Source organism: Phenylobacterium sp., assembly GCF_035276905.1.
In the GTDB taxonomy this organism is placed as follows: domain Bacteria; phylum Pseudomonadota; class Alphaproteobacteria; order Caulobacterales; family Caulobacteraceae; genus Phenylobacterium.
This window is the reverse complement of the sequence record NZ_DATELG010000331.1, coordinates 1-12,559: the sequence shown is the minus strand read 5'-3', so window position 1 is coordinate 12,559 and position 12,559 is coordinate 1. Positions and strand designations below refer to the sequence as shown.

Here is a 12,559-nt window from a genome sequence, read left to right as displayed (position 1 = left end):
GACCTGCACGGCCGGGTGCGCCGTACCGCGTGCCTGGCGGGCGGCTTCCAGAAGTTTGGTGATGCCGCCTCTATTGCCGGGATGATTGCTGCACAGGCCGCCGCCATCGGTGTTGAAGGGCAGGCGGCCGACACCGGATATCAAATTGCCATCGGCAACGAAGGCGCCGCCGCGACCTCGCTCGCAAAAGCCGATATCTTCCAGTTGGATGAGTACGGTGATCGTGAAACTGTCGTAGAGCGATGCATATTTGACGTCGCCGGGCCGGATGCCGGCTTCCTCGAAAGCCAGGGCGGCCGATCGCGTCCCGGCGGTCCGGGTGATGTCGATCCGGCCCCCGCTGGCATGCCCGATCGCGCTTCCGCTGCCTTTGACACGGACCAGAGGATGCCTGCCGTCCCTTGCGATTTCCTCGCGTGCGATGACGATGGCGCCGCCGCCGTCGGTCATGACGCAGCAGTCGAGCCGATGGAGCGGGTCGGCGACGAGTGGCGATTCCAGCACCTGTTCGACGGTGACGACGTCGCGCAACAGGGCGTGCGGGTTGTGCTGGGCGTGGTGCGAGGCGGCGACCTTCACCCACGCCAGTTGCGCGCTGGTGGTGCCGTATTCGTACATGTGGCGTTGCGCGACCATCGCGTAGAGCGGCGCCGGAACGAAGTCGGTGAACGGGCTGTCCGGCGCGCTCTGAAGGTCGACCCCCGTCAGCCCGAAGGGACGACGCTCGGCGAGCTGGTTGTCCGCCATGGTGATGAGCGCGACGCTGCACCGGCCCGCGCGGATCGCGTCCACCGCGTGCTGGACGTGGAAGAGGTAGGACGACCCGCCCGTTTCAGTGCTGTCGAGATGGCGCAGCTTGGTCAGGCCGAGGTACTCGGCCATCGCCATGCCGCCCGCACCCGGCGCATCGGCCGCGCAAAAATATCCGTCCACATCCTGAGTGGTGAGGCCGGCGTCCGCCAACGCGCCGTAGGCGACATCGGCGTGCAGCCGCGCCCGGCTCAGGCCGTCGGCGCGCCGCGTCGGATGCTCGAAGAGGCCGGCGATGAAGGCGCGCGGTTCGGTCGACAAGTCACGCTCCATGCAATTCTCGGAACCGCCGCGGACGGCGCGCCGCGCTCATCAGGAAGCAGGCTTGACGCTGGCCGCGCGCTTCGCCGCAAAGTCGTCGAGCCGCGCCTGGGACTCCTCCCCGAAGATGTAATGGGCGGACATCTGTTCGAGCATGAACCCGTCATCGTGGCCGAGGTCCATCATGCGGGGCAGGATGTTGCAGACCGCCCAGTTGGAAAGGCTCACATTTTCCGCGATGGTGGATGCGAGCTCCCGGGCTCTGGCGAGGGCTTGGCCGGGCTCGACGAGATACTGGCACATCCCCTGTTGGCGCGCCTCCTCCGCCGAGAGGACGCGCCGGGTCAGCATCATGTCCGCCATGCAGGCATAGCCGATCAGCTTCTGGATCCGAACCGAGCCGCCGCCGCCGACGAAGATCCCGCGCATGGCCTCTGGAAGGCTGAAATAGGCGCTGCGATCGGCGACCCGGATCTGGGCGGCCGCGGCGAGCTCCATGCCAAGGCCGATCACCGCCCCGTTCAGCGCCGCGACGAACGGAATGCGGCCCCTGGCAATGACGTCGAAGCCCAGGTGTTCTTGATGGCGATCCAGCTTCTCGCTGTCGCTGACGCCGCGCTTTCGCTTGTCGCCGATCTCGACCAGATCGAGGCCCGCGGAGAAGTTTTCGCCGTGCCCGAAGATGACGCCGGCCTTGGCCTCCCGGCCCGCGCGCTCCGCCGCCTCGATCAAGGCGCGGGTCGCCGCCGTGTTCAGCGCATTGCGCTTGGCGGGACGGTTGATCCCGATCAGGGCGATGGAGCCGTCAAGTTCATAGCTGATGAGGTCTTCCGCCACGTCTCTATCCTTGCGTTTCGGGTCGCGCTCGAAAGCGGTGCGCCGTCAATCCTTGGCGACGATCAGGGCGTCGAGCGCGATGACGCCCTCGCCTTCGGCGAGCGCGAGCAACGGGTTGACGTCGATTTCGACGATGTCGGGGCGGGCTCGCATCAGATCGCCGATCGCGCAGACGACCTTGGCGGCGGCTTCGAGGTCCGGCGCCGGGCGGCCGCGGAACGGCGTCAGCAACTTTGCGGACTTCAGCTGGCGCATCTCGGCGACGACCTCGGCCAGCGGCAGGTCGCAGGGAAGCAGCCTTACGTCGTGCAGCGCTTCGACCAGAATGCCGCCCAAGCCGACGAGGGTCACGGGGCCCCAGTTCGGGTCGCGCTTCGCGCCGACCACCAGTTCCAGCCCCTTCCGCGCCATGGCCTCGACAAGGACTCCATCGACGGCGACGTGGGGGAAATCGGCGGCGACCCGCTCCAGCATGGTGCGCGCGGCCGCCCGCACGCCGGCCTCGTCCTTGATGTCGAGGGCGACGCCGCCGATCTCGGTCTTGTGCGCCAGTTCCGCCGCCTGGATCTTGACCACGACCGGATAACCGATCCGCCCGGCGATCTGGGCCGCCTCCTCTGCAGACCTGGCCAGGCCGCCGGCGGGAACCGCGACGCCGATCGCTTCGAGCACCTTCTTCCCCAGCCACTCGGGCTGGGCGCCGCGCCGCAGCTCGGGCAATGGCGGGGCGCCCGGAGGCTGCGCCTGCGCCTGCGATCGGGCGAGCGATCGCCCGTAATGCGTGACGCTCGCCACCGTCCGCAAGGCGCGCTCGGGCGAGCGGTACAGCAGCATGCCGCGCTCCCGCGCCAGCGCCTCGAAATCGTCCGGCATCGGCGCATCCTCGCCGAGCACCGTCAGCAGGATCGGCGCGGACGTCTCGGCGATCGTGTCCGCCAGCGGCCGGAGCCATTCGATCGCCGCGGCCTTGCCGCCGTCGGGCACGGCGATGGTCACGCTGCCCATGGCCGGGTCCTCGGCAAGCACCCGCGCCGCATCCGCGACCAGCGGAACGTCCCACACCACCTGGGTCGTGAGGTCGAGCGGATTTTTCGGAGGCGTGAACTCGGGCATGCGCGGCCGCAACACGTCCAGGCTCGCGGCCGACAGCGGCGGCAAGATCAGTCCGAGTTCCTCGCAATAATCATGCGCGATGGCGCAGAAGGCGCCGGAGGTGGTCGCCAAGGCCGGACCGCGCACCGGAGGGTCCGGATACCGGACCAGGAATTCGGCGCAATCGATCAGCTCTTCCAGCGTATTGACCAGCATCACGCCGGCCCGCGACACCAAGGTCGCCATCACCGCATAGTCGCCCGCCATCGCCCCCGTGTGCGAGGCCGCGGCCTTCTGCGCCTGCGCCCCTCGTCCGGTGTGCATCATGACCAAGGTCTTGCCGGCGGCGCGCGCCTTGCCCACGGCCTCCAGAAAAGCGGCCGGACGCCGGATATGCTCGGCGTAGAGCGCGATCGTGCTCACCGCCTCGTCGCCCGCCATGTAGGCGACATAATCCGCCAGATCGAGGCCGGCCTCATTGCCGGTGGATATGCGGTACGCCACCGGCAGATTACGGGCGGCCAGCGCATAATACATATGCCCCATCAGCCCGCCGCTCTGCGCAAGGATGGCCAGGGTCGGAAGGCTCTCCTTGGGCAGGGCGCCGGCAGGCGGCACCGGGATGAAGCCGATGTCGACGCCGTCCACATAGTTGGTAAACCCGATGCAATTCGGGCCGACGAGGCCGAAGCCCGCGCCCACGACCAGCTGGCTGATCGCCTCTTGCGCAAGCCGCGCGTCCTCGCCCGCTTCGGCGAAGCCGGAGGCGAACACGACGCCCGACCCGACCCGTCGCGCGATGCACGCCTCGATCGTCTCGACCACGCCGGCGGCGGGCACCGCCAGCACCGCGAGATCCACGTCGAGGGGCAGATCGTTCACCCCGGCGAGGACCGGATGTCCCATGATCTGCCCGCCGCTGCGGCCGACCAGATGAACTTCACCCGCAAAGTTGTTCTGCTTCAGGTTTGACAGGACGATCTGTCCCGCCGAGCCCGCGCGCGCCGACATGCCGATGATCGCGACCGACCGCGGGTGGAGCAGCCGATGCACCGCCGCCGCGCGCAAATCCGACGGATCGCCAACCGTGGTCCCGAAAGAAACAGCCGCCATTCTTCCCCTCCCCATCGCCGCAGACCGCGTCTCAGCCACGGGTTATTTTGTCCGGTTGGATAGGTTAGTAACGTGGCGCCTGGGTCTTGGCAAGCCGGTCCGGCGCGATTTTTTGTCGGCCAGGCGCACACCGCGCCGCTTTCCCACTTGACCCGCGGATATTATCCTGTCCATTTGATCAGTAATATTGGCCATTGTCGAGCGCCTGCCCCAGCGAGGCCGGGCGCTGGTCACGGGCGGGAGACGGGATGCTGGATTTTTCCGGTAAGGTGGTGGCCGTGACCGGCGCAAGCACCGGGCTCGGCCGCAGCATTGCGGTCGGCGCAGCGAGGGCTGGCGCGCGCGCGGTGCTGGTGAACTATGCCCGCTCGCAGGACGCCGCGCGGCAGACCGCCGCGCTGGTGGAGGCCGCCGGCGCAACGGCGAGACTGGTGCAGGCGGACATCGCCGAAGATCAGGCGGCGCGCCAGCTGGCCGATGCAGCCGGCGAATACGCGCGCCTCGACGCCCTGTTCAACAACGCCGCCATTTCGATCGACGCCCGTGACTTCGCCGCAATGGACGCGCTCGATGCGGACGATTTCCTGAATGTGTACCGGACCAACGTCATCGGAACCTATCAGGCGACGCGCGTCCTCCTGCCTCTGTTGCGCGCCGCGCCCGGCGCGGCGATCGTCAACACCTCATCGGTCGGCGCGGTGACGGCGGAGGGAAGTTCGCTCCCGTACATTCTCTCCAAGTCAGCGCTGATCACCATGACCCAGGCGCTGGCGCGCGCGCTGGCGCCGGAAATTCGGGTCAACGCGATCCTGCCCGGCTACATGGATACGCCCTGGTTCGAACGTCTGGGCGCCGACGCCGACCGACTGCGGGACATGGCGCAACGGGTCACCCCGCTGAAGATGGCGTGCACGGCCGATGACGTGGCGGAAGCTGCGCTCTTTCTCGCATCGTCGGCGGCGCGGACCATCACCGGTGAAACGCTGCTGTCTGACGCCGGCCTCCATCTCGTGCGCGGCGGCGCCTCCCGGGACGCCAAGGGACGCGATGAATAGCCGCCGCGCCTCCCCGATCACCACAAGTCGAGAACGGACCCCGTCATGACACCTGCACCCGACGTGGCGGACCTCCAAGTCTATACGGCAGCGCTGGCGGACGGGCGGCTTCTGCTCCGCCGCTGCGCGCAATGCGGACAGCATCACCACTATCCGCGCTCCTATTGCCCCTTCTGCAGCAGCGGGGAGACGGATTGGACGCAGGCCGTCGGCGAGGGCGAAGTCTATTCCTTCACCGTCTGGAGGCGGCGTGACGATGTTTCCGTGCCGGCCTTCGTCACGCTCGACGAGGGGCCGAGCATCCTGGCGCTGATCGACGAGAGCGTTCCGGACCAGGTGCGGATCGGAGCCCGGGTACGGCTGGCCCCGATGCGAGCCGGACAATCCCTGCCGACCTTCAGTCTCTCCACGCCTGCCCGGAGCGCCGAATGACCGGTTCCGATCCAAAGCCTCTCGCCCACCACTCAGGCGGTTCGTCAGCCGATGCGGCCGAACATGCGATCGCCGCCGAACGGGCCGCAGCTTCGATCCGCGGCGTCGATCTTAAGGTCGCGCCGGCGGACCTGTCGCATGTCTGCGTGATCGGCGGCGGGCAGATGGGCGCCGGGATCGCCACCGCCCTGCTGCAAAGCGGGCTCGCCGTCACGCTGGTGGAGACCTCGCCGGCCAACATGGCGAACGCCACCGCCCGCATCCGCGCCAACTGGACCAACGCCATCAAGCGCGGCAAGCTGACCGAAGCGGAGGTCGAAGAACGCCTGCGGCGCTTCGACAGCGTCACGGACCTGGCCGACGTCCGGCCGACCGAGCTGCTCATCGAGGCCGTGTGGGAAGATATGGCGCTCAAGCGGCAGATCTTCCAGCAGATCTCCGCCGTCGCCCCGGAAAACGCCGTGCTGGCGACCAATACCTCCTCTCTCGACCTCAATGAGATCGCGGCCGCCACCGGCAGACCTGCGCAGGTCGTCGGCCTGCATTTCTTCAGCCCGGCGCAGGTCATGCGGCTTCTCGAAGTCGTGAGGGGACGCGACACGTCGGACCGGTGCCTGGCCACCGCCATGGCGCTCGCGCGCAGGCTCGGAAAGGTGGCCGTCGTGGTCGGCGTGTGTGACGGCTTCGTCGGCAACCGGATCTTCGCCAAGCGCGACTACCAGGCGGCGCGGATGCTCGTGGAGGGCGCGACGCCCGCGCAGATCGATCGCGCGCTCGTGCGCTTCGGCTTCCCGATGGGGACGTTCGCCCTCTTCGACATGGTTGGCGGCATCGAGCTCAACTGGCGGCTTCGCCAGCAGACCGGCGAGGAAGACCCGGTGGGCGACGCGCTCTATGCGTCCGGCCGGCTCGGTCAGCGGGTTGGCAAGGGCTATTACCGCTACGAACCGGGCGATCGCACGCCGATCCCCGATCCTGAGGTCGACGCGATCATCGCCTCTGTCCGCGAGCGCACCGGCGTCACCGCCCGGGACATCGGCGAACAGGAAATCCTGGATCGCATGATCCTGCCGATGATCAACGAAGCAGCCAAGATTCTCGACGAAGGCGTCGCCCAGCGGGCGTCGGACATCGACGTCATCTGGAACACCGGATACGGCTGGCCGCTCGATAAGGGCGGGCTGACCTACTACGGCGACATGCTCGGCCTGGCGTACGTGCGCGATCGCCTGCAGGCCTTGCAGGCGCGCCACGGCGACCACTTCGCGCCCGCGCCGCTGCTCGAAAAGCTCGTTCGTGAAGGCCGTCCCCTTTCGGAAACGCCTGGAAACGAGCCCGCCTGATCAGATCGCGCCTGGAGCGTTCGGTGGTTCATTCGAACCGCCGAACGCTAACAGCCTCTAGGACGGCGCGCCCAGGATCGCGTCACGGTGCTCGATGAGCCAGCCCCGCAGCGTCGTGGGCTTGCGCCCGAGCATGCGCTCCACGAAATCGTTGCGCGCCCACACCACTTCATTGTCCTGCTCGTACTGGAAGAAATCCCAGAGATACTGACGCCGGGGCCCCATCTGGGAATAGGTCGCGAAGAAGGCTTCCTTGGAGCTGTCGTGGCGGATCGGCTCGTTCCACACCTCGCTCATCAGCTTGGCGACGTCTTCGAAGCGCAGGATGTCCTGCCCGTTGTTGAGCGTGTGGAGCTGGCCGATATGGCGGTGGTTGTCCGAAAGGAGGAGGCGCGCGGCCGCCTCGCCCACATCCCGCGGATCGATGAACGGGATCAGCCGCTCCGGCCAGATCAATGTCCGCGACCGCCGCAACGCCTCCACCGTGGGCGGCGCGAGGAAATTGTCCATGAAGGTGGCGCCGCAGTTGAGGTAGGTGACCGGCAGGCCGCTGTCGTCCAGGATCCGCTTGGCGATGGGATGCTGGATCGGCAGGCCCAGGCCATGGTCCCGCAGCGACTGCGGAATGCGGTGCGCATTGGCTTCCGGTTGAATCCCGACGACGCGAAGCAGGTGAACGAGGCTCGAGGATTTGGCGGCCTCGACCAGGTTCGTCATCGCCGGCCGCTCGTCCGTTCCGCTCGGCGTAACCACAAAGGCCCCGCTCATGCCGTCCAGCGCGCGCCTCATGGACGAAACGTCCAGGTAGTCGGCGACCACTACCTCGGCGGACGGGAACCTCTCGCGTAGAGCGTCCGCCTTGCCCGCGCTGTGGGTGGCCAGCCGGAGCCGGACCAAGGGCGCCTCGCGCGCCAGGAACGCGGCCAGCGGCCCGCCGAGGCGCGCGCCTGCGCCAAAGATCAGGATGCTTTCGGGGATCGGCTTGCGGTTGTACGGCATGGCTAGGGATCACCTGAGAAGGATGGGCGTGGAGCTCTGACGCCGGTCGGGACGCGGCGCTCAGGCCGTCTTGTCGAGGCGCGCATGATCCGGGACGAGCAGGCGCCAGTCCGCGCCGACGGCGAGAACGCCGGAGGGCGCGCCGATCCGGCGTGTATCTGTCCTCGGCCGCAGCCCTACCGGTTCACGCCCCGCGGCCACGCTCGTTGCGATGTCGTTGACGGCCCGCCGCAGGCGCACCACGCCCAAGTCGGCCGGCGTCAGGTGCTCGCCTCGATAGTCGGAAATCGAGCCGATCGTGACCGTCATCACGGCGTCTTCCGCCGTGAGGCCGAGATTGCCTGTGAACGTCTCTCCGGACCGCATGGCGTCCCGGTCCTGGACGAAGTGGTTCCTGCGCCCCAGCGGTCCCGGCGGCGGCATCGTCGCGCGGATGCCCTGGCGGTCGAGAATCTCGTCCGTCAAGCCGTACATGGCGATCAGCCGGTCTCGCGCCTCGCCGGCGTCCAGACGCTGATCGCGGCTCCACATGACGTTGTACAATCGCGTGTGCGTGTCGTCCTGGGGCACGCTGATGTGAGCATGGTCCCCGGGCGAGATGAAACAGGCGTAGGGCGCGGCGTAGGCCGTCATTCTGACCTGGGCGGCGTCCGTGTCCGACGGCAGGTTGCGGATCGCGGCGTAGTGGAAGCCGAAATCGGTCAGTTCGAGCTCCAGATGCGGCATCGAATCCGCGTTCAAGGCCGCCCCGTCGCCCGCGCCGAACTCCCGGGACAGCCGCTTCACGGCGTCGGCGTGCAGCAGCGCCACGTGGGAGGTGTCCACCAGACCCTCCAGCGGCCGCACGAAGTTGCAGTCAAGGTCGACGGGAATGATCAGCACGTTCTCCGGCGGAAGCCCGGCCCATTGGAATTCGGGAAAGGGCGGCTTCAGCTCGGCGGGACCGAAATAGCCCCAGATCAGGCCGCCGGACTCCACGACGTCGTAAGCGTTCGCCTTCACCCGCTCGCGGAAGCCGCCGTCAGGATTGTTCGGAGTCTCCAGAAGCGCGCCATCCGTGGCGATCTTCCATTGGTGCCAGAGGCAGCGGATGCCGCCCTCCTCATTGCGCCCGAACACCAGGGACGCTTTCCGGTGCGGGCAGGCTTCGTCGATCACGCCCACCCGACCGGCCGTGTCGCGGAAGACGACATAGGATTGGCCAAGCACCCAAACCCGAATCGGATCGCAGTCCGGCTCGGCGACGTCGGAGCTCATGCACACCGGCGTCCAGTACCGGCGCAGCGCAAGACCCAGGGGCGTATCGGCGCCGACGCGGAAATCGAGGCGCTGAGTATCAAGCGTCGGCATATCCTGCTCCCTCAACTCGCGAGCCGCGTTTGACCGCGTCTTCCGCGCCCCGTTCGCCGCGCAGATTATATTTCCGAGAGGTCAGTTTACAAGATTATTCCTGTCCATTTGGATTAGGTTCCGCCTCGGCGGACGCGCGCCCGCCACCCACGCGGCGACGGGCGGGCGACAATCTGTCACGCGCAACAACCGGCCCCTTAACGCTCTTTAGACGCAGGTGTGATCTGTCGTCGGCTGGGTGAAGTGCGAGGGGGCGCATGTCAGCCGGCGAAGAGGTAGAGTATTTATCCGAATCCCTGGCGCACGCCCGACGGAACATGCGCGGCCGTTGGGCGACGGATGTGGCTATTGCAATTAGCTTTGTCCCGTTCCTGGGATGGCTGTTCGTGGTCGCATGGTTTGTGACCTTCATCGTCCTGGTCGACGTCGTGGGTCCCAGGATCGAACGGCCGCCAACAGCCGCGCAATCCCGCCGGCGCTGGGCGCGGCGAGCTACGGTCTACGTGGGCGCCAAGCACATGTTGCTCGGCGCGGTCCCCTTTGCGGCAGGTCTGGTCGGCGGGCTTTGGGGCTTGGTCGGCGGGGCGTTTCTTCTGCTTTGCATTGTCTCGTTGGCGACCTCCATCGCAAGGCGGTCCACGGCCGCCTACTATGCCGCGATCTTGCCCCTGGCGACCTACCTCGTCGTCCTTGCCGGATGGAGCTTCACGCTCAGTGACGGGCCTGCCGGGCCGATCGTGCTGTGCCTCAGCATCGCCGGCCTTCTCATGCACACCCACCAGATTTCGGCCGCCAACCGCCGCACAGCGATCGAGCTGGTGGAAGCGCGGGCAGCCGCCGAGCGTTCGACGACGGCCAAGTCGGCCTTCGTCGCCATGGTCAGTCACGAACTGCGCACGCCGCTCAGCGGCATCCTCGCCGGCGCGGCGGAGTTGGCGAACTGGGCTCCGGACGCCACGTCGCGAAACAACGCCGCCCTGATCACGGACGCGGCCCAGATGATGCGCCTTCTGTTGAACGAGCTCTTGGATCTCTCGAAGATCGAAGCCGGTCGAATGGGCGTCGAAACCGTGCCCTTCGACCTGCGCGAAACGCTCCTGGAGACCGTCCGCTTCTGGCGCCCGGAATTGCGGCGAAAGCAGCTCTATCTCAAACTCGAAGGATCGCATCGCCTTCCGCGCTGGGTCGAGGGCGACCCGACACGCCTGCGGCAGATCCTGAACAACCTTCTGTCGAACTCCACCAAGTTCACCGACGCCGGAGGCCTGACGCTCCGGTTCCGCGCACAGGAGCTCGACGGCGCCATCGTCATCTCGATTGACGCCGAGGACACGGGACCGGGCATGACGCCCGAGCAGACCGCCCTGTTGTTCAGCGCCTTCGAGCAATTGAGCGCTTCCACGGCGCGCGCGCATGGCGGCACAGGGCTCGGGCTGCACATCAGCCGCGAATTGGCCCGGTTGCTCGGCGGCGACATCACGGTGTCCAGCGAACCGGGGGTGGGCTCGACGTTCCATGTCGAGTTGAGGCTTGCGGCTTGCGAGGCCCCTGCGGCCACGGAGCCCACAGTCGCTTCAGCGGGCTCAGGATTGCGTATTCTGATTGTCGACGATCATCAGGTGAATCGCCTGGCGTTCTCCCTGATGCTGCAGTCCATCGCAGCTGTCGTCGAGTGCGCCGAAGGCGGTGAACAGGCGTTGGAATACCTTGCCGGGCAAGACTTCGACCTGGTCCTGATGGACATTCACATGCCCGGCATGAGCGGGCTGGAGGTGACGAGGCGGCTCAGATCCACCCCCGGACCGAACAGGAACAAGCCCGTCATTGCGCTGACCGGCTCGGTCTCGATGGACCAGGTCGACGCCTACCTCGCCGGCGGCATGGACGCATTCGTGATGAAACCCGTCACGCCAACAGAGCTGCTGGCGGCGATCGATCAGATCCTGGCTGAACGCCCCGGGCGACCTTCGCGCGAGCACAGCGCGGCCGCGGCTTAGCGACGCTCAGGCGTCGGCCCGCGCCGCATGGAGTTCACTGAAGAAGCGCATAGCCTCACGCACGACGTCGCCTTAGATCGCCTCCGCCGGCAATGGGGGAGGAGGCGCCATCGGTTGCCCTTGAACCGCATCCCTGACCAGTTCGATGAACATGCGCGTATCGAGGAAGTAGTTCGGATACGCACGCCGCAGCGCCGCGACAGAGTCGACTGACACGAGAACCACGTCGCTTCCGCCCTGCTCGCTCACTCGCCGCTCAGCGGCAGCATACGCGAGTTGTGCGTCGCCTAGCCGGTTGCGGGCGAAACCCTTGACGAGAACCTCACGGGCGGCGGGAATAAGTTCCAAAAGGAAGTAATCGGCCTTCATGCCGGTCGGGTTCTCGATCGTCTGCAAAGCCTGCCCAAACGCCTCCAGGCGCCCGATCACATCCAGCTCGTCGACATAAGCAGCGATCTCGTTCCGCAGCTCCCCGCGATCACTGGGGGTGTTGCGGACGGGAGCAGTATTCTCTTGGTGCGCGATCGCCGTCCCCATGAGCGCGAAGAAACGAAGCCATTCCGCCTCGCCTTGGCTCGACTTTAGAGCTTGCCGAATGAAGGTCCCGACAGTTTCGACGGCCGTAGCCCAGGCATGTTGGAACTGCGATCGGATCTGCATCTCGACCTTGAGGCCGTTATAGACCTCGCTTCGGTCTGAATTGTACGTGTAGATGAGATGCATGCCGCGGTAGCCGGACTCCTGCGGCTGCAGAAGGTAATCGTCGATCTTCGGCTTATGCTTGAGATCGCTACGCCTATAGACCTCCACGAGTTCCCTAACCTGCTCGATGCTGCTCACGACAGCGCGACAACCGCCGATGTCTTGGATCTGCGACAGCCGCATACGGGGGAAGCGGTCGAGCTTGTGGGTGATCGAGGCCAGGCGCTTGATCCGCTGCGCGACGAGACAGTTCGGATCGACGCTGCTGCCCTTCCGCTTGAGTGTGACGGTAAACGTGTTCAGCGGGAAGCTGTGGGACGCCCGCCAATTGTTTATAACGTCAAGCGCCTTATCGACTTGGTCCCAATCAGCGGAGACGTCGAGCAATGTGCGGCCGGCCGCGTCTACCTGCGCCTTGCTGTATGCCGGTGAAGTCCAGGCCATCGCTTCCGACTCGGCTCATCGCCCAACCCTCATTGGCGCAGATAGTCCCGATTGCGCAACTCGGCAGCGACTTCAGGTGCCGCGCCTTCTAACTCGCGAACCCGGTTCGCAGTGGCCAAACTCC

The 12,559-nt window shown here is 66.7% G+C and carries 10 protein-coding genes; 4 read left to right on the top strand and 6 right to left on the bottom strand.

All coding sequences use genetic code 11. The features are described from left to right. The 3 genes from VJS38_RS15635 to VJS38_RS15625 all read right to left on the bottom strand — a co-directional run. Positions 1-1,071 (bottom strand): thiolase domain-containing protein (locus VJS38_RS15635; RefSeq protein WP_324089080.1); only part of this gene is annotated, 1,071 nt, incomplete at its 3' end. A gap of 51 nt (positions 1,072-1,122) precedes the next feature. Beyond that, positions 1,123-1,908, bottom strand: a complete 786-nt coding sequence (locus tag VJS38_RS15630) for a crotonase/enoyl-CoA hydratase family protein (protein ID WP_324089079.1) — start codon at positions 1,906-1,908, stop codon at positions 1,123-1,125. Positions 1,909-1,953: 45 nt separating this feature from the next. After that, complete coding sequence (locus tag VJS38_RS15625; RefSeq protein ID WP_324089078.1) at positions 1,954-4,113, bottom strand: acetate--CoA ligase family protein; 2,160 nt, start codon at positions 4,111-4,113, stop codon at positions 1,954-1,956. A 248-nt stretch (positions 4,114-4,361) separates the two neighbouring features. Here VJS38_RS15625 and VJS38_RS15620 point away from each other — a divergent pair, with 248 nt between their 5' ends. Genes VJS38_RS15620 through VJS38_RS15610 form a run of 3 tightly spaced genes read left to right on the top strand, consistent with a single transcriptional unit; the run spans position 4,362 to position 6,943 of the window. After that, positions 4,362-5,168: an SDR family NAD(P)-dependent oxidoreductase gene (locus VJS38_RS15620; protein WP_324089077.1), complete on the top strand. Its 807-nt coding sequence runs from the start codon at positions 4,362-4,364 to the stop codon at positions 5,166-5,168. Between the two features lie 45 nt (positions 5,169-5,213). Next, positions 5,214-5,600 (top strand): Zn-ribbon domain-containing OB-fold protein, encoded by a 387-nt coding sequence (locus tag VJS38_RS15615; protein WP_324089076.1) that lies wholly within the window; start codon positions 5,214-5,216, stop codon positions 5,598-5,600. Then, positions 5,597-6,943: a 3-hydroxyacyl-CoA dehydrogenase gene (locus VJS38_RS15610; protein WP_324089075.1), complete on the top strand. Its 1,347-nt coding sequence runs from the start codon at positions 5,597-5,599 to the stop codon at positions 6,941-6,943. Before VJS38_RS15615 ends, VJS38_RS15610 begins: the two co-directional genes overlap by 4 nt. Positions 6,944-7,000: 57 nt before the next feature. Here VJS38_RS15610 and VJS38_RS15605 read toward each other — a convergent pair whose 3' ends face one another. Together VJS38_RS15605 and VJS38_RS15600 are read right to left on the bottom strand one after the other, a co-directional pair. Further along, the gene (locus VJS38_RS15605) at positions 7,001-7,942 is read right to left on the bottom strand and encodes an NmrA family NAD(P)-binding protein (protein ID WP_324089074.1); all 942 of its coding nucleotides are present in this window, start codon (positions 7,940-7,942) and stop codon (positions 7,001-7,003) included. A 60-nt stretch (positions 7,943-8,002) separates the two neighbouring features. Next, positions 8,003-9,292 (bottom strand): Rieske 2Fe-2S domain-containing protein, encoded by a 1,290-nt coding sequence (locus VJS38_RS15600; protein WP_324089073.1) that lies wholly within the window; start codon positions 9,290-9,292, stop codon positions 8,003-8,005. A 257-nt stretch (positions 9,293-9,549) separates the two neighbouring features. Here VJS38_RS15600 and VJS38_RS15595 point away from each other — a divergent pair, with 257 nt between their 5' ends. Continuing rightward, complete coding sequence (locus tag VJS38_RS15595) at positions 9,550-11,289, top strand: response regulator (RefSeq protein ID WP_324089072.1); 1,740 nt, start codon at positions 9,550-9,552, stop codon at positions 11,287-11,289. A 72-nt stretch (positions 11,290-11,361) separates the two neighbouring features. Here VJS38_RS15595 and VJS38_RS15590 read toward each other — a convergent pair whose 3' ends face one another. Next, positions 11,362-12,435, bottom strand: coding sequence for a RelA/SpoT domain-containing protein (locus VJS38_RS15590; RefSeq protein WP_324089071.1), 1,074 nt, complete (start codon positions 12,433-12,435; stop codon positions 11,362-11,364). Positions 12,436-12,559 lie beyond the last annotated feature (124 nt).